This window comes from Gracilibacillus ureilyticus, from assembly GCF_900111195.1.
In the GTDB taxonomy this organism is placed as follows: domain Bacteria; phylum Bacillota; class Bacilli; order Bacillales; family Amphibacillaceae; genus Gracilibacillus; species Gracilibacillus ureilyticus.
This window is the reverse complement of record NZ_FOGL01000025.1, coordinates 1-21,139: the sequence shown is the minus strand read 5'-3', so window position 1 is coordinate 21,139 and position 21,139 is coordinate 1. Positions and strand designations below refer to the sequence as shown.

At 39.1% G+C, this 21,139-nt stretch carries 20 protein-coding genes, 1 tRNA gene and 1 rRNA gene; 20 read left to right on the top strand and 2 right to left on the bottom strand.

The annotated features are described in order from the left end of the window. Positions 1-29 precede the first annotated feature (29 nt). The 4 genes from yabP to BMW36_RS18595 all read left to right on the top strand — a co-directional run bounded on the left by yabP (position 30) and on the right by BMW36_RS18595 (position 1,790). A complete protein-coding gene (gene yabP / locus BMW36_RS18610; protein ID WP_089743943.1) occupies positions 30-329 on the top strand; it encodes a sporulation protein YabP in 300 nt (99 codons plus the stop codon). After that, positions 326-892: a spore cortex biosynthesis protein YabQ gene (yabQ, locus tag BMW36_RS18605; protein ID WP_089743942.1), complete on the top strand. Its 567-nt coding sequence runs from the start codon at positions 326-328 to the stop codon at positions 890-892. The genes yabP and yabQ overlap by 4 nt, the downstream gene beginning before the upstream one ends. A gap of 24 nt (positions 893-916) precedes the next feature. After that, positions 917-1,297 (top strand): FtsB family cell division protein, encoded by a 381-nt coding sequence (locus tag BMW36_RS18600; protein WP_089743940.1) that lies wholly within the window; start codon positions 917-919, stop codon positions 1,295-1,297. 79 nt (positions 1,298-1,376) lie between these two features. Then, positions 1,377-1,790, top strand: coding sequence for a S1 domain-containing RNA-binding protein (locus BMW36_RS18595; protein ID WP_089743938.1), 414 nt, complete (start codon positions 1,377-1,379; stop codon positions 1,788-1,790). A gap of 217 nt (positions 1,791-2,007) precedes the next feature. Here the strand turns inward: BMW36_RS18595 and BMW36_RS18590 are convergent, their stop codons facing one another. Further along, positions 2,008-4,203, bottom strand: coding sequence for a 5'-nucleotidase C-terminal domain-containing protein (locus tag BMW36_RS18590; protein WP_089743936.1), 2,196 nt, complete (start codon positions 4,201-4,203; stop codon positions 2,008-2,010). Positions 4,204-4,404: 201 nt separating this feature from the next. Next, a tRNA-Met gene (locus BMW36_RS18585) sits at positions 4,405-4,478 on the bottom strand. 292 nt (positions 4,479-4,770) lie between these two features. Between BMW36_RS18585 and spoIIE the strand changes: the two genes are divergently transcribed. The 16 genes from spoIIE to BMW36_RS18505 all read left to right on the top strand — a co-directional run. Next, entirely contained in the window at positions 4,771-7,227 is a 2,457-nt protein-coding gene (gene spoIIE, locus BMW36_RS18580) for a stage II sporulation protein E (protein ID WP_089743934.1), read from the top strand. Positions 7,228-7,317: 90 nt separating this feature from the next. After that, positions 7,318-8,052 carry a vWA domain-containing protein gene (locus BMW36_RS18575; protein ID WP_089743932.1) on the top strand — a complete coding sequence of 245 codons (735 nt, stop codon included), beginning with the start codon at positions 7,318-7,320 and terminating at the stop codon, positions 8,050-8,052. Next, positions 8,024-8,971 carry a serine/threonine protein kinase gene (locus BMW36_RS18570; RefSeq protein WP_089743929.1) on the top strand — a complete coding sequence of 316 codons (948 nt, stop codon included), beginning with the start codon at positions 8,024-8,026 and terminating at the stop codon, positions 8,969-8,971. The genes BMW36_RS18575 and BMW36_RS18570 overlap by 29 nt, the downstream gene beginning before the upstream one ends. Before the next feature lie 63 nt (positions 8,972-9,034). Beyond that, positions 9,035-10,441, top strand: a complete 1,407-nt coding sequence (tilS, locus tag BMW36_RS18565; RefSeq protein ID WP_089743927.1) for a tRNA lysidine(34) synthetase TilS — start codon at positions 9,035-9,037, stop codon at positions 10,439-10,441. 11 nt (positions 10,442-10,452) lie between these two features. After that, positions 10,453-10,998 carry a hypoxanthine phosphoribosyltransferase gene (gene hpt, locus BMW36_RS18560; protein ID WP_089743925.1) on the top strand — a complete coding sequence of 182 codons (546 nt, stop codon included), beginning with the start codon at positions 10,453-10,455 and terminating at the stop codon, positions 10,996-10,998. 122 nt (positions 10,999-11,120) lie between these two features. Continuing rightward, positions 11,121-13,136, top strand: coding sequence for an ATP-dependent zinc metalloprotease FtsH (gene ftsH, locus BMW36_RS18555; RefSeq protein WP_089743923.1), 2,016 nt, complete (start codon positions 11,121-11,123; stop codon positions 13,134-13,136). Positions 13,137-13,342: 206 nt separating this feature from the next. After that, on the top strand, positions 13,343-14,122 hold the full coding sequence (locus BMW36_RS18550; RefSeq protein ID WP_089743921.1) for a type III pantothenate kinase: 780 nt from the start codon (positions 13,343-13,345) through the stop codon (positions 14,120-14,122). Between the two features lie 15 nt (positions 14,123-14,137). Next, positions 14,138-15,013, top strand: coding sequence for an Hsp33 family molecular chaperone HslO (gene hslO / locus BMW36_RS18545; RefSeq protein WP_089743919.1), 876 nt, complete (start codon positions 14,138-14,140; stop codon positions 15,011-15,013). 14 nt (positions 15,014-15,027) lie between these two features. Then, positions 15,028-15,918, top strand: a complete 891-nt coding sequence (locus tag BMW36_RS18540; protein WP_175480521.1) for a peptidylprolyl isomerase — start codon at positions 15,028-15,030, stop codon at positions 15,916-15,918. Positions 15,919-16,020: 102 nt separating this feature from the next. Then, positions 16,021-16,947, top strand: a complete 927-nt coding sequence (gene cysK, locus BMW36_RS18535; protein ID WP_089743915.1) for a cysteine synthase A — start codon at positions 16,021-16,023, stop codon at positions 16,945-16,947. A 118-nt stretch (positions 16,948-17,065) separates the two neighbouring features. Continuing rightward, positions 17,066-17,902, top strand: a complete 837-nt coding sequence (gene folP / locus BMW36_RS18530) for a dihydropteroate synthase (protein WP_089743913.1) — start codon at positions 17,066-17,068, stop codon at positions 17,900-17,902. Then, positions 17,895-18,257, top strand: a complete 363-nt coding sequence (folB, locus tag BMW36_RS18525; protein ID WP_089743911.1) for a dihydroneopterin aldolase — start codon at positions 17,895-17,897, stop codon at positions 18,255-18,257. Before folP ends, folB begins: the two co-directional genes overlap by 8 nt. Continuing rightward, positions 18,254-18,769 carry a 2-amino-4-hydroxy-6-hydroxymethyldihydropteridine diphosphokinase gene (gene folK / locus BMW36_RS18520; protein ID WP_342707279.1) on the top strand — a complete coding sequence of 172 codons (516 nt, stop codon included), beginning with the start codon at positions 18,254-18,256 and terminating at the stop codon, positions 18,767-18,769. The genes folB and folK overlap by 4 nt, the downstream gene beginning before the upstream one ends. Next, positions 18,739-18,945 (top strand): helix-turn-helix domain-containing protein, encoded by a 207-nt coding sequence (locus BMW36_RS18515; protein WP_089743906.1) that lies wholly within the window; start codon positions 18,739-18,741, stop codon positions 18,943-18,945. Before folK ends, BMW36_RS18515 begins: the two co-directional genes overlap by 31 nt. A 41-nt stretch (positions 18,946-18,986) precedes the next feature. Continuing rightward, positions 18,987-20,468 carry a lysine--tRNA ligase gene (gene lysS / locus BMW36_RS18510; protein ID WP_089743905.1) on the top strand — a complete coding sequence of 494 codons (1,482 nt, stop codon included), beginning with the start codon at positions 18,987-18,989 and terminating at the stop codon, positions 20,466-20,468. A gap of 444 nt (positions 20,469-20,912) precedes the next feature. Beyond that, positions 20,913-21,139: ribosomal RNA gene (locus tag BMW36_RS18505) — 16S ribosomal RNA — on the top strand; the annotation flags it as partial.

The window sequence follows — 21,139 nt, the reverse complement described above, 5'->3', positions numbered from 1 at the left end:
TTAGTGGTGGATAAAAGGGAGGGAAAGCAATGAACTATTATGATAAAAAACCGGTAACAGCAGCCCAGATGGATCACAATGTCAAGATGACAAATAGAAGATTGCTCGAGATAGATGGTGTAAAAGAAGTGGACAGTTTCGATAGTGAAGAGTTTCTCCTGCAGACAGTAATGGGTTATTTAGTGATACGCGGAGATAATCTGCAGATGAAGAACCTTGATGTGGAATCCGGCCATGTATCGATTAAAGGTAAGATTTATGAACTCTCCTATTTAGATGAACAGCAAGGAGATAAAGCTAAAGGCATTTTTAGCAAGCTCTTCAAATGACATTAGAGACGCAATTTCTCACAATGTTTACGATGATTGCCTTTGGGGTATATATCGGGGTAGCATATATTACATTTAAAAGAATAGCATTATGGTGGGCAGATCATATCATATTTCGGTATTTATTTGAACTCTTCTTTTGGATTGTACAGGCTGTTCTCCTCTTTTTTGTATTATATGTGATTAATGAGGGAATAGTCAGATTCTACGTTTTTATCGCGCTTTTATGCGGTTATGCTATGTTTAAAGCGTTATTTGAACAGCTGTACCGGAGATTGCTGGAAAGAATTCTTTTCTATTTAGCTGCGATTTTCCGGTTTTTGTTTCGTTGTATCAGATTATTGCTGATAAACCCGCTAAAGTGGATCATAACCGCCGTACTTTTTACACTTTATCGAATAGTGATGATGCTGTTAAAGTTACTTAATTTTCTTTTATTGATAATTTTATATCCTTTCCGCCATTTATTTTTACTAATCTTCCGATTGGTGCCGGAAAAAAGAAAAAAGTATTTCTACCCAATTCTCAACTTTTTTAGTAAAATAAAATGGAGGAAAAAATAAAAGAAATGCGAGGAGGTAGTAATCATGGCAAAACCCGGCAGCAATGTTTCTAAAATACACGAAGCATATATAGAACAGCATAAGGCACATCAACGAAGACAAAACGAGAGGAAGAAAAGGTTATTCCGGAGAATATCTCTATTCCTGCTTATTGTCATGGTTATCGCCGTAAGCTTAACAACATATCATATTAAACAGCGAATTGCATTGAAAAATATGCAAACAGAGTATCAGGAGAAGTCAGAACAGTTAGCACAGCTTGAAAATGAGCATAAAAAGTTATCAGATGAGGTAAAATTACTAAATGATGAAGAATATCTCCTTCAAATTGCTAAAACAAATTACTTTTTTACTGAAGAAGGCGAAATCGTATTTAAATTACCAGAAGAAGAGGCATCTTATTGACACCGTTTTTATTGCTTCGCTATAATATATATTGTAATAATATTTTTTCTTAAAAAATCTAAGGAGGAGCAATTTCTTTATGTCAATCGAAGTAGGCAGCAAGTTGCAGGGAAAGGTAACAGGTATCACTAATTTTGGAGCGTTTATTGAGTTACCTGATGGAAAGACAGGACTCGTTCATATTAGTGAGGTTGCCGACAATTATGTAAAAGACATTAATGAGCATTTAACAGTTGGAGATGAAGTGACGGTTAAAGTTCTTAATGTAGAAGATGATGGGAAGATTGGCTTATCAATAAAAAAGGCAAAAGACAATCCGCCACCATCAAATCGTCGTAAAAATCAGGGCAATCCGAAAAATAATAACCGTGAGAGACCCGAGTCATTTGAACAGAAAATGAATCGGTTTTTAAAGGATTCTGAAGATCGTTTAGCAACATTAAAAAAACAAACAGAATCTAAGCGCGGGGGACGAGGAGCGAGAAAAGGCTAAACACTTGCTGTCTATGTAGGATTTAGGGCAAAGACGGATGTGACTCGTAATCAGAATAAATAGATAAGGTTGGGACAATGCAGTCTTAGCCAAAGTAAAAACCGAACTGTGATCGAATTTTTAATCGAATTCGAAGCAGTTCGGTTTTTTTACTTGTGTTGCAAAATGTACCGTCATATTTCAATTTTTCAATCTGTGTATGAGAACGGCTCTCTCATTATTGATTAGCCGTATCGACTATTCTTCCTTCAATTGAAGGATTAACTGTTCCAAGCTCAGCGACATAGTCACGGAAGTTTTCCCAGTCTGATAATCCTAAGTCAGTAACGCGCCCTTCTTCATACGCTTTAGCAAATGTATCAAATCCGTCTCCGCCTTTTGCTGCGAAGGCATTTGTTGCAACTATATATGTTTTATTTTCATCCAATTCAACATATTCCCCATCTTGCATAACTTCTACTGTACCGACCTTGTTTCCAGTTTCCGCAGAACTGTCATAAGTAAACTTCATACCTGATACCTGAAGAAAACCGCCACTCTCATTAGGTGTCTGGCTAACACTATGTTCTAATGCTTCCTTCAATTCAGAGCCTTTTAATTCCATCAAAGCAAGTGTGTTACCAAAAGGCATTACAGTAAGAATTTCGCCAATCGTTATCGGCCCTTTATCAATGAAGGTCCGGATTCCCCCACTGTTCTGTACGGCAATAGAGGTGTCAGGATTGTACTCTTTTGCTTTTGATAGCATTCCATCTGTAATTAAATTTCCAAGTGCAGTTTCAGAATTTCTTACACTGATACTGCTATCACTATCATCACTTATCCGTGGATTCGGCAGCTCTGCTTCTGCAACCCCTCCGCTTTCCTCATTTTTAACCATCTCAACTTTTTCTGAATATGTTGCCAGTAATGCCAATGCTTCCGGGTCATCCTCTTGTTCAGCTATTTCAATTAAATCTCCGGCATACCCGGTAATCACACCGTTTTCATCGAATTCCACATCTAGTGTGCCTAAGAAGTTAGCATATTGATATGCCTGGACAATAATGGTTGGTTCCATATCTTCAGCGTCAGAAGTAACAACAACAGGTTCTGCTAATTCTGTATGACTGTGTCCGCCAACGATGATATCAATTCCCTCAATATTTGCAGCAAGCTGCTGGTCATTGTCTATAGCCGGATTATCATCAAATCCTATATGTGTAAGTGCAATGATTTTGTCAGCACCCTGAGCTTCAAGTTCCTGGACTGCCTCTTCTGCAGCATTTAAATAATTTTCAAATTCAATGTCTCCAGGGCTTGAAATATCGACAGTTTCCTCTGTAGTTAAACCGAAAATACCGATTTTTTCTCCATTAACCTCTTTCACAATACTATTGTAAATTTCCCCATCGTTAGGAGTATCTGTGGAGATATCGCTGAACAGGTCTCCCATATATTGATTTTTGGAAAAATTAATATTAGAGCTGACGAACGGGAAATTCGCATCAGTTACAAAATCATATAATGCTTTATGACCTTCATTGCTTGAACCTTGGTCAAATTCATGGTTACCAAATGTCATGGCATCATATTTCATTAAATTCATAAAAGCTAACTCAGCCTGTCCTTTATACTCATGAAAATATAACGTTCCTGTATTTACATCTCCTGCATCAAGTAAAAGAGCATCAGGCATTTCTTGTCTAACCTCATTCACTGCTGTGACAAGTTTTGGAATATCATCCAAATGTGAATGGATATCGTTTGTATGCATAATTGATAAGGAGAAGCCTTCTTCCTCATCAATGTTACTGAATTGCTTATGGGTATTTGCAAGCAGCCAAACTGCATCCCCGCGGGTAAGTGGCTGATCCGGAGCGAAAGTATTTTCATCAATCCCTTTAATCAGTCCATTTGCGTAAAGGGCAGTGACAGCAGGCATATACCATGCTTCCGAGTTCAGATCAGTAAATGGCAGTGTCGTTTCTTCTGTTGGGATATCATATGCTGTAAGAAGCATCTGAGCAAATTCTGCACGAGTAACCTCTGTTTCAGGAGCAAAAATGGATGCGTTTTTTCCAATGATAATATCGTTACTGAATAATTTCTTAATACTGTCTGTATACCAGGCGTCAGGCTCTACATCGGTAAATGGCAGTGCCGTATTGTCAGAGTCCAGTTCCAGTATTTTCGATAGAATAATGGAAACTTCCGCGCGTGAGATAGATTTATTCAGTTTTAATTCTCCATCTCCATATCCGCTGATTATCCCTTTGGAGGAAAAATCACTGATCACTTCATAATAAGGATGATCTTCTGCTACATCTGTAAAATGGATACTGTCTGCAAGCTGAATAGCTGGAGCAGCAACAAGTGCAGCTGTTGCAGCAACCACGGCTGCGGCCGCTTTTGGGTTTGTTCCTTTCTTCATATGTAAAACACTCCTTTTTATTTTCTAACATCTACCTACTTTTATAGTAAATTAAGTAGACGTTAAATACTATTAAATTTTGGTAAATTTTCAATAGAAGTTGGTTAGGGAGAAAAGAAATATAGTTTACACAAAAAAAGCCGAACTACTTCGAATCATTAAATTCGATCATAGTTCGGCTTTTACTTTGATTTAAAAGGATAGCGGCGGAGGGAATCGAACCCACGACCTCACGGGTATGAACCGTACGCTCTAGCCAGCTGAGCTACACCGCCATAATATTGCAGGAAATGCGGAAGCACTCATTAAAAGACACAAAAAATATAATACAACAATTTTGCCGGCTTGTCAACATTATTCTTTCAAACAAACAAATCGGATATCTTTCTTACATAATGAGCAATAATGATCGTATTTTTGACAGATTGACCATATATAAATGTCGCTTATCGATTATTTACATGAATTCGTTGGACAAAGAGTCGAACGTTTCTTTATTTACAGCCTCTTATTTTGACAAAAAAGGGAGTGGAAATATGTTTAAATGATGGAGGAGGAGTGATAAGAATGAATACGTATACGGAGAGTAAACCAAAATCTATTCTATTAAAAGAGAAACTTACCCAGATCTTTGGGCAAAGAAACTGGCTGAAATGGTGGCATTTTTTAATGGTTGAAAAAGGTTTTATGTTATCCATTTTAGGTTTTTTATTAGGAAGGGCAGTTATCCTGTCAACATTATCACCGTTCAGTATCGCATTTATTGTTGCTGTCTGGTATCTGAGACGTGATAAGCTGTTTTCTCTGATAGTTTTTTCCCTCTTAGGTGCACTTTCTTACTCAACGATGCAAGGTGTCTATCTGCTGCTGGCAATTTCTTTAATGTCCTTACTAAATCTCATTGTTATTCATCTGAAAAAACAGGAGCGCGCACTGCCGGTTGTTGCATTTGTTTCAACATTTCTTCCTCACATGTGTTTATATGCATGGGAAGGTCCGCTTACATATATGGAATGGACTCTTGCAGCAGTCGAAGGAATACTGGCATTAGTGTTATTACTAATCTTTATGCAGAGTCTTCCGCTTTTATCACCAAAAAGATATAAGCCAACATTAAAAAATGAAGAGATCGTTTGTTTTATTATTTTATTGGCATCCGTATTAACTGGATTTATTGGAATGGAGATTTATGGAGCGCATGTTGAACAGGTTCTGGCAAGATATCTTGTCCTGTTGCTTGCTCTGATAGGCGGGGCGGCCATTGGTTCGACAGTCGGGGTAGTTGCCGGGTTAATTTTAAGTTTAGCCAGTATCGCCAACTTATATCAAATGAGTCTGTTAGCATTTGCCGGTCTGCTTGGAGGCTTGTTAAAAGAAGGAAGGAAATTGGCAGTTAGTGTAGGACTGTTAATTAGTACATTACTGATCAGTTTATACGGTGAGAAGATGGATGATATACAGACAGCTTTTATCGAATCATCTCTTGCTATATTGTTGTTCTTCCTTACACCTGACAGCGCAGTGAAAAAAATAGCAAGATATATACCAGGTACAACGGAATATGCAAAGGAGCAAGAACAATATTTGCAAAAAGTACGTAACGTAACAGCACACCGTGTGGAGCGATTCTCCAACGTGTTCAAGGCACTGTCACACAGTTTCCAAATTAATTCGAACCAGTTAAAGGATCAGGATATAGAAGTGGATTATTATTTAAGTAATGTAGCCGAGAAAACATGCCAGACATGCTTTAAAAAAGAAACATGCTGGGTGAAGCAATTTGACGAGACGTACGACATTATGAAAGAAGTAAAAGATGAGTTAGAGCAGGGCGACCAGTTGAACAAAGTAACACAATTTCGTTTTGGGGAACATTGTATTAAGGCGAACAGAGTCATTGATGCAATGAAACAGGAATTATCCTTCCTCCAGGCGAACCAGCAATTAAAAAAGCAAGTGCTTGAAAGCAGAAGGTTTGTTGCAGATCAATTAAGAGGCGTTTCAGATGTCATGGAGAACTTTGCAAAAGAAATTCTGAAGGAGAAGGAAAATCATGAGCAACAGGAAATCGAAATGGTGGCAGCATTGAAGCACATAGGAATTGAACTGGAGAAGCTTGATGTTTACAGTCTGGAAAAAGGAAACATTGATATAGAAATGGTGATCTCATTTAACCGTTATCATGGAGAAGCGGCAAAGTTAATTGCACCAATTCTGTCAGACATCCTTGATGAAACCGTTGTTGTAGTTACAGAGGACGTTTCTCCTATTGCCAAAGGACACAGTTTGTTTACATTCGGATCTGCCCGCAAATATACCGTAATGACAGGAGTTGCCCATGCAGCGAAAGGTGGCGGTTTGGTTTCCGGCGATTCCTATAAAGCGATGGAATTGGGTGCCGGTCACTACGCACTTGCGATCAGTGACGGGATGGGAAATGGTGACAGGGCTCATGAGGAGAGTACGGAAACATTGCGCCTGCTGCAGCAAATTCTGGAGTCAGGGTTACATGAACAAGTGGCAATTAAGTCAATAAATTCTATCCTTTCATTAAGAACAAATGAGGAAATTTATGCAACATTGGATCTTGCAATGGTCGACTTGCACCATGCTTCTGTCCGTTTCCTGAAGATCGGTTCTGCTCCAAGTTATGTAATGAGCGCTGATTCCATTGAAAGCATTGAATCTAGTAATTTACCAATTGGAATTATACCGGAATTCGATGTGGAGGTTGTAAGTACACAGCTGAAGCCGGGAGACTTCATTATTATGATGAGTGACGGAATATTTGAAGGTCCGAAACATATAGAAAATGTGGATGTCTGGATAAAACGAAAACTAAGTGAATTAGAAACAAAAGATCCGCAAATAATGGCAGATCTCATACTGGAAGAAGTGATCCGTACACAGGCCGGGGAAATTGAAGATGATATGACTGTATTAGTGGCACAGATTGAAAAGAATCAGCCAAAATGGGCAGCCATTAGCACAAAAGACAGCTTCTGGCATCAGAACATCAGTTAACGTATATTTCTCCTTTTTTTTGGTGAAAATGTTGGAAAAAGGGTTATGAATCTAGAATTCATTAAGCCTTTAAAATAGGAGGAATAATGAATGAGAACAGGGACGCTTAAGCAAATACTATTAATAACGGACGGATGCTCCAATCAAGGGGAGAACCCGGCAAGTGTTGCAACAATTATTGCGGAACAGGGAATTACAGTAAATGTAATTGGAATTATGGAAGATGAGCAGACTGAACAGCCAACCGGATTACTTGAAGTTGAAGAGATTGCCAGCTGTGGCAGAGGTGTTAGTCAGATTGTCTATAAACAGGCATTGTCACAAACGGTTCAGACAGTAACGAAACAGGCAATGAATGAAACATTGCAAGGTGTGGTAAATAAAGAATTACAGCAAATACTCGGAAGTCCCAGAACAATGGAAGAGTTGCCGCCAGAGCAACGGGGAGAAGTAATGGAAGTCGTTGATGAACTTGGTGAAACATGTGATTTGGAAGTGTTGGTTCTCGTTGATACAAGTGCAAGTATGGCTAATAAACTGCCAACAGTTCAGGAGGCATTAATCGATTTGTCTATAAGTATGAATGCAAGAATTGGACGAAGCCGTTTTAGTATCTATCAATTCCCTGGCAGGAAGAAGCCAATTCAGCAATTAGTGGATTGGACGGGCAAACTGGATTCTATTACATCTATTTTTTCAAAGCTGGCAAGTGGCGGTGTAACGCCAACAGGCCCTGCATTAAAAGAAGCGATGCACCAATTCGGTAAGAAGAGTCTAAAAAGGAGACTGTTCCATAATGAATACCCAGACGTTGAAGAAGCCTGATATCCATATTTCTAAAGGCCAAACTGTTACAGGGAAGTGGCATAAAAAGAGTTATCATGTTGTGAAGGAACTTGGCAGTGGAGCGATAGGAACGGTTTATCTCTGTGTATACCAGAATGTCCAAGTTGCACTGAAAGTAAGTAAACAAAGTCACTCCATTACTTCAGAAGTCAATGTATTAAAAGCGTTTAAGAAGGTTCAAGGGCATAGCCTTGGGCCTTCTTTAATCGATACAGATGATTATATTGCACCGAATGGGTATGTATATTCTTTTTATGTAATGGAGTATATATCGGGAGATGATTTACCAGATTTTATTAACAGGAACGGGCAGGAATGGCTGATTACTCTATTAATAGGTTTTGCTAAGGATTTACAAGCACTCCATGATCAGGGATACGTTTTCGGGGATTTGAAAACAGACAATTTAATTGTATCCAGAAGACCAGCAAAACTAAAATGGGTGGATGTCGGTGGAACGACATTACAAGGCCGAGCCATTAAAGAGTATACGGAGTTTTACGACAGGGCATATTGGCAGATGGGTACGAGAAAGGCAGATCCCGGGTATGATTTGTTTGCTCTTGCGATGGTTGTATTAAGAATTTTCTATCCGGATGGTTTTTCAAAAGGGAATAATCCGAGGAAAACACTGAACCAGAAGATACAGCTGGCGATCCGGTCCGAATCTTTAAAAAAGTTATTAATAAAAATGATAAATGGAGAGATGAATGAAGCAATAGAGGTAAAAGATTACTTATTAGAGGATGTAATGAAACAAACCCATCATACACATGTAAGACAAAAGCGATTAGTGCCAGATAAACAAACAGAGACCTCTTATCACCCGTTCCTGGAAGTGTTCAGTATTCTTTCGGTTAGCGGATTGTGTTATATGTATGTTACATTATTTTTGTAATTACAAGAAAACGTTTATCATATTATGTTAAAATAGATTTAAAAAATTGTGAGGTGGTGGTGATTGAATTCCGGGAAATTTGATCAAAACGTACAGAATTTTATGAGACGCCATCAATTACTGCATGAAGGTGCAACAGTAGTCGTTGGGGTATCAGGTGGTGCTGATTCGATGGCATTGCTGCATTTCCTTGTATCAGTAAAGGATCAAATGGGACTGAAGGTAATTGCTGTCTCTGTTGATCACGGGTTGCGGGGGAACGAGTCTCTAGAGGACGTGAGATTTGTACAGGAAGTATGCGAAGAGTGGGCGATCCCTTTTGTTGGTAAAACAGTTGATGTAAAGCGGGACAAAGATAAGGAAGGCACACAGGTTGCTGCAAGGAAATTAAGGTACCAGGTGTACGAACAGGTAATGAATCAATACAAAGCTGATTATCTGGCACTTGGCCACCATGGGGATGATCAGGTCGAGACAGTATTAATGCGATTGGTTCAGCATGCTAATCCTGCCTTATTAAAAGGTATTCCTGTGAAGCGGCCGTTTGCAAATGGACAGATCATACGTCCATTATTATGTTGTACGAAAGCGGAGATTTACCGTTACTGCGAGGAACGCGGTCTGCAGATTCGAGAAGATCCGTCGAATCAAAGTTTAGCTTATACGAGAAACTATTACCGTCTGAAGGTACTTCCGTTGCTAAAGGAGAAAAACCCGAGTGTTCACAGGCAAGTCCAGCAATTAACAGAACGTTTAACAGAAGATGAGGACTGTTTGTTGCAACAGGCAAAGGCAATGGTTAAAGAGGTGGTTCAATTTCAAAGTAATGACCAGACTGCAAGCTTCTTTATTCCTTCATTCCTGAATTATCCGATTGCTTTACAAAGACGTGCACTTCATCTAATATTAAACTATCTCTATCAAGAGGTTCCTGAAGGAATTTCGACTAAACATGAAGAAGATATTCTCACATTGTTAAATCACGAAAAAGCTAATGTAACTATTGATTTTCCGCAATCTATGCAGGTTACAAAAAGCTATCAAAATATTATGTTTGGTTTTACAACGACCGAAACAGCAGGTTTACAAAATGAAATACAGGAAATACATATTCCAGGAGAAAATCATTTGCTTAATCAGGCTATTTTACGGGCTAGTTACAGTGTTGGCTCTTTCCGGGAAACGAAACATTCGATTCTCCTGCCATTGGAAGCTTCTATCTTTCCATTAACGATACGGACAAGAAGACCGGGTGACCGGTTGAAATTGCGAGGATTAAATGGGAGCAAAAAGGTGAAAGATATATTTATTGATGAAAAAATTCCAATAGCTGAACGTGATAAATGGCCTTTGCTGATTGCAAATGACGGATCCATTCTCTGGGTGATCGGATTAAAAAAAGCAGAAGTGAATATAAATAAACAGGCAATGAACTGTTTATTATTAGAATATATTGAACCAACCATTTAGGAGGCAGCACGATGCATAATGAAATAAAAGAAGTATTAATATCTGCAGAGGCAATTCAGGAGAAATGCAAAGAATTAGGGGAGCAGCTGACGAAAGAATATGATGGGAAGTTCCCTTTAGCTGTAGGTGTATTAAAAGGTGCATTGCCTTTTATGTCAGATATCCTTCGCAATATTAATACACATTTGGAAATGGATTTTATGGATGTATCCAGTTATGGCAATGAAATGCGATCATCCGGTGAAGTGAAAATTGTGAAAGATTTAGATACGAAAGTAGAAGGAAGAGACATACTGATAATTGAAGATATTATTGATAGTGGGTTAACATTGAGTTATCTGGTAGACTTATTTAAGTACCGTAAAGCTAAATCAATTAAAATTGTCACATTACTGGATAAACCGGAAGGAAGAACGGTTGATATTAAAGCAGATATAGTCGGTTTTAAAGTTCCGAATGAGTTTGTGGTTGGATATGGACTGGATTATCAGGAAAAATACCGCAACCTCCCTTATATTGGAATTTTAAAGCCGGAAATTTACGGTGGCGATGAATAATAGGACAACTGAGTTCAATAAATTATCATACATATGAAAAACACAGTGGTAATTAGTTGTAATAAGTTCTTTCTATATGATACTATTTACTATAGTTTTCTCGTTGCGGGAGGAGGTAGGCAATGAATCGGATAATACGTAATGTGATCCTGTATTTCCTGATATTTCTGGTAGTTATTGGGATCATATCTGTGTTCACCGGTCAAAACAATCAGGCCGAAGAACTAAATACGAATGAGTTTATGCAAGCATTGCAAAATAATGAAATTCAAGGGATGGAAATGCGCCCGTCAAATGGTGTCATGCGCATTGTGGGGGAGTTATCTGGAGAGGATAATCCAGCCTTTATTACAAATATCCCAAACAGCCCGGCAATTGTTGAAGAAGTATATGAGGTGGCTTCTGAACAGGGCATATTAGAAGTTTATGAGGAAGAACAACCAAGTGGATGGGTCACGTTCTTAACAACAATGATCCCATTTGTTATTATATTCATCCTGTTTTTCTTCTTGCTTAACCAGGCACAAGGCGGCGGCAGCCGTGTAATGAATTTTGGGAAGAGTAAAGCCAAAATGTATAACGAAGAAAAGAAAAAGGTACGCTTTCGTGATGTAGCCGGTGCAGATGAAGAAAAGCAGGAACTCGTAGAAGTAGTAGATTTCCTGAAAGACCCACGTAAGTTCTCAGCAATCGGTGCGAAGATTCCAAAAGGGGTACTGTTAGTAGGTCCTCCTGGTACAGGTAAAACATTACTAGCCAGAGCTGTTGCCGGAGAAGCTGGAGTACCATTCTTCTCTATAAGTGGTTCTGACTTTGTTGAAATGTTTGTCGGGGTCGGCGCTTCCCGTGTTCGTGACTTATTTGAAAATGCGAAGAAGAACGCACCTTGTATTATCTTTATTGATGAGATTGACGCAGTTGGCCGTCAGCGTGGAGCTGGTGTTGGCGGGGGTCACGATGAACGTGAGCAAACCCTGAACCAGTTACTTGTTGAAATGGATGGTTTCGGTGAGAATGAAGGTATTATTATTATCGCTGCAACTAACAGACCGGATATTTTAGACCCGGCATTATTACGTCCAGGCCGTTTTGACCGTCAAATTACAGTAGATCGTCCAGACTTAAGAGGTCGGGAAGATGTTTTAAAAGTCCATGCACGCAATAAACCATTAGCTGACGATGTGGAGCTTAAAACAATCGCGATGCGTACACCGGGATTCTCTGGTGCAGACTTGGAAAACTTGTTAAATGAAGCGGCATTAGTTGCTGCAAGATCAGATAAACAAAAGATCGATATGGATGATGTGGATGAGGCAATTGACCGGGTAATTGCGGGACCTGCCAAGAAAAGCCGTGTTATCTCGGAAAAAGAGCGAAATATTGTGGCATATCACGAAAGTGGACATACCATTATTGGGATGGTGCTTGATGATGCCGACATGGTTCATAAAGTAACTATTGTGCCTCGTGGCCAGGCTGGCGGTTATGCAGTAATGCTTCCAAGGGAAGATCGTTACTTTATGACAAAGCCTGAACTGCTTGATAAGATCACCGGATTACTGGGCGGGCGTGTAGCAGAAGAAATTATTTTCGGGGAAGTAAGTACAGGTGCTCATAATGACTTCCAGAGAGCTACAGGCATTGCTAGAAAAATGGTCATGGAGTATGGTATGAGTGATAAAATTGGACCGCTTCAGTTTGGCAGCAGCGGCGGCCAGGTATTCTTAGGTCGTGATATGCAATCAGAACAAAATTACAGTGATGCCATTGCATATGAAATCGATCAGGAAATTCAGAATTTTATTCAAAGCTGTTATGACCGTGCAAAAGAAATTCTTACAGAAAACAGAGATAAGTTAGAATTAGTTGCCAAAACGCTTCTTAAGATTGAAACATTGGATGCAAACCAGATAAAATCGTTATTTGAAGACGGGGTATTACCCGATCCGGTTGTATCAGAACAAAATGGTGAAGATAATACTTCTGCATCAAAGTTAACTGATAAAAATGATGACTCCTCTGATGTTAAGGTTAATATCCAGAAGAAATCGGAGCAGAGTTATTTTGATAAAGAATCAGATAGCTATTTTGACCAGGATGGTTCCAAAGATAAAGACAATGACAATGATAAAGAATAAGATGAAAAAGCAGTTCCTTCTCTGTAAAGGAACTGCTTTTTTTATCAGTATTTCAATTTTTCGCAGAATTCATTGAGGTGACGAGAGGAAAGGTGCATTCATGTAGTACCGCTCTTTTCAGGACCCCTTTTGGCTTGCTAATTTATGTTTCTTGCCTATACAATATGAGGAAATGACCAATATTAAAAAATAAAGGGCTGAAAAAGATGATTTTTGTATTAGATGTGGGAAATACAAACACAGTATTAGGTGTTTTTTGTGAGGGCCAATTGACTTATCAATGGCGCATGCAAACAGATAAAAACAAGACCGAAGATGAATACGGAATGTTCATTAAATCATTACTGGAACATGAAGGTCTTAAATTATCCGATATAAACGGAATTATTATTTCATCTGTTGTCCCTCCGATATTATTTGCCCTGCAAAGAATGGCAGATAAGTATCTTCATTGTGAACCAATGGTTATTGGAGAAGAGAAAGTCAATCCATATTTGAGAACTCTTTATCCTAACCCTAAAGAATTAGGTGCAGACAGAATTGTCAATGCAGTCGGTGCGATAAAAGAGTACGGTGCACCAGGCATAATTATTGATTTTGGTACTGCAACAACTTACTGTTATATAAATGAAAAGGAAGAGTATGTTGGCGGCGTTATTTCCCCGGGAATAAATATCTCTCTTGAAGCACTTTATATGAATGCCGCAAAGCTGCCAAAAATTGAGTTGAAGAGACCGCAAAATATTATCGGCAGTACGACAGTAGAAGCAATGCAGTCAGGTGTATATTTTGGATATGTCGGCCAAGTAGATGAGGTTGTTTCAAGAATAAAGTCCGAAATGGGAACAAACGCTAAAGTAATAGCGACAGGCGGATTAGCTAATCTTATCGCGAGAGATTCCAATACAATTGACTATGTTGATCCATATTTAACCTTAAAGGGATTATACGAAATATACTTAAAAAACGAACATGACTTAAGGTGAAAAGGAGCGGATATTATGAAGGATTTTTTATTAAAGGCGACAGCATTTGACGGTGAAGTAAGAGCATATGCCATCAGATCAACAAACACAGTGGAAGAAGCAAGGAGAAGACAGGATACATGGGCAACAGCTTCAGCTGCTTTAGGAAGAACAGTGACAATCACTGCAATGCTTGGTGCTATGCTAAAAGATGATGCGAAATTAACGGTAAAGCTAGAAGGGGACGGGCCAATTGGTGCAGTGATCACGGATGCCAATGCAAAAGGCGAAGTACGAGGCTATGTATTAAATCCCCATGTTGATTTCGAATCAAATGCACAAGGGAAACTCGATGTCAGAAGGGCGGTTGGGACACAAGGTACTTTAAGTATTGTGAAAGATCTTGGCCTAAAGAGTAATTTTACCGGTCAGGTGCCAATTGTTTCAGGGGAAGTGAGCGAGGACTTTACCTATTACCTGGCGAATTCTGAGCAAATACCTTCTGCTGTTGGTGCGGGAGTTTTAGTTAATCCTGATCACACGATTCTGGCGGCAGGCGGCTTTATCATACAAATGCTTCCAGGTGCATCTGAAAAAACAATTGAAAGAGTTGAACAGCAAATTGCAAGTATTGATCCAATTTCCAAATTGATCCAGAATGGAAAAACACCTGAAGAGATTCTGGAATTATTAGTTGGCGGCAAAGAACATTTGAAAATTTTAGAAGAGATGCCTGTATCCTTTTCCTGTCCTTGTTCAAAAGAAAGACTTGCTGCAGCGATTACGAGTCTGGGGAATGAAGAGATTGATGCAATGATTAGAGAAGATCATGGAGCAACAGCAACCTGCCATTTTTGTAACGAAACTTACTCCTTCAATATTGAGGAATTGAAAGAATTAAAAACTTCATAAAAGGGGATATGTGTGTGGGTTTATCGAAGTTGAGTTTGTGGATTATAATCTTTCTTTTACTCATCACGAACATCTTCACCCTTTTCTTCCGGGGTAGCCCTGAAGAAGAATCATTCGCTTTCGCGGGAGAATCCGGCCCGCTGGCTACAGTGAATGGGAATGAAGTTAGCCGGAGTGAACTCATTCAGCGAGTAATGGATGATTACGGTCCAGATGCATTAGTCGATATCGTGAATGAAGAAGTGGTATTTTCTTTAGCGGAAGAGAATAATCTAGTTATAGAGGAGAAACTAATAGAGCGGGAAATATCACGGATGTTAGTTATGCGAGGTCTACTGGGAGAAGAGGAAAAGAAGGAACTAATTGCAGATTGGGAAAGGCGTATTAAATATCGATATTACTTACAACAACTGCTCACAAGGAATGTAGAGATCGATAATGCAGAAGCAGAACAATATTATGAGATATATAAGAACCAATATAATTTTGAACAGAGGGTACAGTTATCCCATATTATTTTGCCGACAATGGAAGATGCTGAGAAGGTACTGGAAGAACTGGACTCAGGAAAAAATTTCGCAGAAGCTGCCCGACAATATTCCATTGATGATTCAGGAAGTGATGGCGGATATTTAGGGTTTTATAGTGAAACAAGCAGTTTTTTGCCTGCCGAATATTTTGAACAAGCACTCGCGCTTGAGAATAACTACAGTGACCCTATAGAAACAAGCCAGGGTATTGCGATAATCTATGTCCATCAGAATCTTCCTGCGATCACGCTCGATTATGAGGAAGTCTCTGATGAAGTGAAACAGGACATTGCACTGGAGAGACTAGATCAGGAGATTGATGCAACAACCCTGTGGGATGAGTTAGAAGTGAAAACAATCCTTGATGACGATTGACAGATGTAACTGCTGCCAGCTTATGGGTTGACAAAAATGAGGCTTTTCGTGTAAATTGTATATAAAACCAATTATATTACTTGGAATTGAGGAGGAAACAGGATGAAGGTAGCTCAGAATATAGCTGAATTAATAGGTAATACACCGATCGTTAAGTTAAACCGTACAGCAGATCCGGAAGGTGCGGAGGTTTATGTAAAACTTGAATACTTCAACCCGGGAAGCTCTGTAAAAGATCGTATTGCTTTAGCCATGGTGGAAGATGCAGAAGAAAAAGGTCTTTTAAAAGAAGGCGACACTATTATCGAACCAACGAGTGGAAACACTGGTATCGGTTTAGCGTTAATCGCTGCTGTTAAAGGTTATAAGGCAATTTTAGTAATGCCTGACACGATGAGTATGGAAAGACGAAATCTCTTACGCGCATATGGTGCAGAATTAGTACTTACACCAGGTGCGGAAGGTATGAAAGGTGCTATCAAGAAAGCAAGTGAGCTACAAGAAGAAAATGGATACTTCATGCCTCAACAATTCAACAATGAAGCAAACCCGGCGGTTCATGCGAGAACTACTGGTAAAGAAATTGTAGAACAAATGGGTGACCAACTGGATGCATTCGTTTCCGGGATTGGAACTGGCGGTACGATCACTGGTGCTGGTAAAGTGTTAAAAGATCACTATAAAGATATTAAAATATATGCAGTAGAACCTACAGACTCAGCAATTTTATCTGGCGGTAAACCAGGCCCGCATAAGATTCAAGGTATTGGTGCAGGGTTTGTACCGGAAGTTTTAAATACGGAAGTATATGACGAGGTAATTACTGTAACAAATGACCAGGCATATGAAACTGCACGTGAAGCAGCTAAAAAAGATGGTGTGCTAGGCGGAGTATCATCGGGTGCAGCTATTTATGCGGCTAATCAAGTTGCGAAAAAACTGGGTAAAGGTAAAAAGGTTTTAGCAGTTCTTCCAAGTAACGGTGAACGCTATTTATCGACACCACTTTACCAATTTGACGAAGAATAATTATTTAAAAGCGGTTATCTGATAAAAGATAATCGCTTTTTGTTTTTAAACGTAATATTATTTATTTATGATATAATAGTCATTTGAGAATAATGTTATTAAAAAAGGACGGATTTATATGAGTGAATGGTTAAGAACGAAAGTGAAGGACTTCCACTATTCGAAACAGACACTTATTATGGGCATACTGAATATAACTCCTGACTCCTTCTCGGATGGCGGGAACTATTCAACTGTGGAAAAAGCGGTTGAGCAGGCGAAGAGGATGGAACAGGACGGAGCGCATATCATTGATATTGGCGGGGAGTCAACAAGGCCGGGACACAAGGCTGTTTCCGAAAAAGAAGAGCTGGCGCGTGTTATACCCGTGATTGAAACATTATCTAATGAAGTTAATCTTCCAATTTCTATTGATACATATAAAGCAGAGGTTGCTAAACAGGCAGTGAACGCCGGTGCCTCTATTATTAATGATGTTTGGGGAGCTAAGCGGGAGCCGAAGATTGCAAAGGTTGCAGCAGAATACAATGTCCCGATTATTTTAATGCATAACAGGAAAGAAGCTGTCTATCAATCATTTGTGGAAGATATGCTTTCAGATGTAAAAGAAAGTGTTCAAATAGCTTTGGATGCAGGTGTGGACAGAAACAATATTATTCTTGATCCGGGAGTAGGTTTCGCCAAATCCTATGAGCAGAATATATTGGCAATGAAAAATTTAGATAAACTAAAACAGTTAGGTTATCCAGTATTGCTGGCAACATCAAGAAAATCTGTAATCGGACAGACATTGGATTTGCCAGTAGATCAAAGAGACGAAGGAACAGGCGCAACGGTTTGTTTTGGTATAAATAAAGGTGTAGAATTGGTTAGAGTACATAATGTAGAAATGACAGTGAGAATGGCTAAAATGATGGATGTACTGATTGGTAAGGGAAGTGATCTGAATGGATAAAATCTATCTTCATCAAATGATGTTCTACGGTTACCATGGTTTGTTTCCGGAAGAGAGAAAGCTGGGGCAGCGATTTTCAGTCGACTTAACGATGGAACTTGATCTGGCAAAGGCCGGTAAGACGGATGAGATGAAATATTCCATCGACTATGGTGCAGTATACAAGACGGTCAAGGAAGTAATAGAAGGAAAAGCGGTAAACCTTGTAGAAACATTGGCAGAGAAGACAGCAGAGCAGTTATTCGGAAATTTCCCGTTATTACAAGCTTGTACAGTAAAGGTTTATAAACCTGATCCGCCTATTCCTGGTCATTACAAGTCTGTTGCGGTAGAAATTCACAGGGTGAGGCAATGATGAAACAAGTATTTATCGCGTTGGGTTCCAATATTGAACCAAGATTAGAATATATAGAGAAGGCTGAGCAGCAGTTAAAAAAGGATAATGAGTTGAAAATGATTTCTTCTTCATCTGTTTATGAGACAGAACCTGTCGGCTACACAGACCAGTCCGCTTTTCTGAACAAAGTAATAAAGGTAGAGACAACACTGGAGCCTGTTCAATTGTTGAATCTCTGTCAAAAAATCGAACTGGAATTAGGCAGAAAACGTGAGATAAGATGGGGTCCCAGAACGATAGACCTTGACATTTTATTATATAATCAAGAGAATATAAAAACAGACCGATTAACTTTACCACATCCTTTTATGCATGAAAGGGCGTTTGTGCTAATACCGTTAAGGGAAATCTCCCCAGATTTATTTTTACCGCATGTGAATAAACATATTTCTAATTTAATAGATGAATTAGCTCTTAAGGACAGAAAAGGAGTAGTCAAATGGCAACATCCAGGTGGGGGAATAGAATAAAGGCTTTTCGTAAATTGAAAGGCTATACCCAAATACAATTTGCGGAGGAGTTAGGCATCTCTGTTTCTCGGTTGGGTGATTTAGAACGGGGAAAGAAAGTGCCTAGTTTAGAACATCTAGAATCTATTGCACAACATTTAAACATTTCTGTAGAAGAATTAGAACCAAAGAAATAAGATAAGCGTTTAAATAATATACTAGTTGAGGTGACGATATAATGAGTGAAGAATTGAATGAGCAGATGCGGGTACGTCTGGAGAAGCTGGAGTCTTATAAAGAAAAAGGACTGGACCCTTTTGGTGATAAGTTTGCCCGCACACATTTGGCAGAAGACCTAAGGGAAGCATATGATCAATTTTCTAAAGAAGAGTTAGAGGAAAAAGCTATAGAGACTACTATAGCAGGAAGAATTATGACAAAGCGTGGAAAAGGTAAAGCGGGCTTCTCGCATATCCAGGACTTAAGCGGCCAAATCCAGCTTTACGTTAGAAAGGATACGGTAGGGGAAGATGCGTACGAGCTGTTTAAAACAGCTGACCTGGGAGATATTGTTGGTGTAACAGGAACAGTATTTAAAACAAACGTTGGTGAGCTCTCTATTAAAGCAAATCAATTTACTATATTGACAAAAGCACTGCGTCCACTTCCTGAAAAATTCCATGGTTTAAAAGACGTAGAGCAAAGATACCGTCAGCGTTATTTAGATCTTATAACAAATATTGAAAGTAAGGATACTTTCCTTATGAGAAGTAAGATCATCCAGTCAATGCGCAGATATTTAGATAATCTCGGATTCCTGGAGGTAGAGACACCAATGATGCACAGTATTGCAGGGGGAGCATCAGCACGTCCATTTATCACCCATCACAACGCACTTGATATACCTTTGTACATGCGTATTGCTATTGAGTTACATTTAAAACGTCTTATCGTCGGTGGAATGGAAAAGGTTTACGAGATAGGAAGAGTATTTCGTAATGAGGGTGTTTCAACAAGACATAATCCGGAATTCACGATGATTGAATTATACGAAGCATATGCAGATTACCATGATATTATGGAGTTAGTAGAAAATATGGTAGCCCATATCGCAAATGAAGTACTCGGATCAACTACGGTTAGCTATGGAGAATATGAAGTAAACTTGGAACCTAAATGGACAAGGTTGCATATGGTTGATGCAATTAAGGAACATACTGGTGTAGATTTTTGGAAGCAAATGACGGATGAAGAAGCTAAATCACTTGCTAAAGAGCATGGTATTGATATTGAAGATACAATGACTTATGGACATATTGTCAATGAATTCTTTGAGCAAAGGGTGGAGGAAAAGCTTATCCAGCCTACTTTTATCTATGGACATCCTGTAGCTATTTCGCCATTAGCTAAAAAGAATAAAGAAGATGAACGTTTTACTGATCGATTTGAATTATTTATTGTAGGTAGAGAACATGCGAATGCATTCTCTGAGCTTAATGATCCTATTGATCAAAGGGAGCGGTTTGAAGCGCAAGTGAAAGAAAAAGAGCAAGGAAATGACGAAGCTCATGAAATGGATGAAGATTTCCTTGAAGCTCTTGAGTATGGAATGCCGCCTACTGGAGGTCTGGGGATTGGAATCGACCGTTTAGTAATGTTGTTAACAAATGCACCATCTATTCGTGATGTATTACTATTCCCGCAAATGCGAAACAAATAAAGCTCCTGTTGGCGAGCTTATAAGGATACTTAGAGTTAAACCCCGCATTTAAAGCGGGGTTTTGTTTAATTATAAATATATAGGAAAAGATAGTGTTATAATAGAAGGATGAGAGGTGCAGAATTGCAGCTATTAAGAAGAAATGAAGAAAGGCTGAGCTAACTTTAATTATTTTAAAAAAGTTATTGACTTTAGTTAAGCGACCGTGGTATATTATTAAACGTCGCTGAAACAACACAGCACAACTTAATACTTCGTTTCAAATAACTTATAAAAAGTTATTGACATGAAGCTGGTGAGTTGATATAATATAAAAGCTGTCGCAAAAACGACAAATAAACATTGATCATTGAAAACTGAACAAAACAACCAGTATGAAAGAAAAGTAAGAATTAGCTAGCTTATAGAAGCGAGCAGATCAATTCGGCACATTCATGTGCAAGTTTTATTGAGAGTTTGATCTTGGCTCAGGACGAACGCTGGCGGCGTGCCTAATACATGCAAGTCGAGCGCGGGAAGCAAGAAGATCCCTTCGGGGTGATTCTTGTGGAACGAGCGGCGGACGGGTGAGTAACACGTGGGCAACCTGCCTGTAAGACTGGGATAACTCCGGGAAACCGGGGCTAATACCGGATAACACTTTTCCTCACATGAGGGAAAGTTGAAAGGTG

Bases quoted from the DNA above. Each gene is read 5' to 3' on its own strand.
- folB (WP_089743911.1), top strand. From the start codon at position 17,895: ATGGATAAAATCTATCTTCATCAAATGATGTTCTACGGTTACCATGGT.
- yabP (WP_089743943.1), top strand. From the start codon at position 30: ATGAACTATTATGATAAAAAACCGGTAACAGCAGCCCAGATGGATCAC.
- cysK (WP_089743915.1), top strand. From the start codon at position 16,021: ATGAAGGTAGCTCAGAATATAGCTGAATTAATAGGTAATACACCGATC.
- folK (WP_342707279.1), top strand. From the start codon at position 18,254: ATGATGAAACAAGTATTTATCGCGTTGGGTTCCAATATTGAACCAAGA.
- yabQ (WP_089743942.1), top strand. From the start codon at position 326: ATGACATTAGAGACGCAATTTCTCACAATGTTTACGATGATTGCCTTT.
- folP (WP_089743913.1), top strand. From the start codon at position 17,066: ATGAGTGAATGGTTAAGAACGAAAGTGAAGGACTTCCACTATTCGAAA.
- lysS (WP_089743905.1), top strand. From the start codon at position 18,987: ATGAGTGAAGAATTGAATGAGCAGATGCGGGTACGTCTGGAGAAGCTG.
- BMW36_RS18575 (WP_089743932.1), top strand. From the start codon at position 7,318: ATGAGAACAGGGACGCTTAAGCAAATACTATTAATAACGGACGGATGC.
- BMW36_RS18595 (WP_089743938.1), top strand. From the start codon at position 1,377: ATGTCAATCGAAGTAGGCAGCAAGTTGCAGGGAAAGGTAACAGGTATC.
- ftsH (WP_089743923.1), top strand. From the start codon at position 11,121: ATGAATCGGATAATACGTAATGTGATCCTGTATTTCCTGATATTTCTG.
- BMW36_RS18550 (WP_089743921.1), top strand. From the start codon at position 13,343: ATGATTTTTGTATTAGATGTGGGAAATACAAACACAGTATTAGGTGTT.
- BMW36_RS18600 (WP_089743940.1), top strand. From the start codon at position 917: ATGGCAAAACCCGGCAGCAATGTTTCTAAAATACACGAAGCATATATA.
- hpt (WP_089743925.1), top strand. From the start codon at position 10,453: ATGCATAATGAAATAAAAGAAGTATTAATATCTGCAGAGGCAATTCAG.
- BMW36_RS18515 (WP_089743906.1), top strand. From the start codon at position 18,739: ATGGCAACATCCAGGTGGGGGAATAGAATAAAGGCTTTTCGTAAATTG.
- BMW36_RS18590 (WP_089743936.1), bottom strand. From the start codon at position 4,203: ATGAAGAAAGGAACAAACCCAAAAGCGGCCGCAGCCGTGGTTGCTGCA.
- hslO (WP_089743919.1), top strand. From the start codon at position 14,138: ATGAAGGATTTTTTATTAAAGGCGACAGCATTTGACGGTGAAGTAAGA.
- BMW36_RS18570 (WP_089743929.1), top strand. From the start codon at position 8,024: ATGAATACCCAGACGTTGAAGAAGCCTGATATCCATATTTCTAAAGGC.
- spoIIE (WP_089743934.1), top strand. From the start codon at position 4,771: ATGAATACGTATACGGAGAGTAAACCAAAATCTATTCTATTAAAAGAG.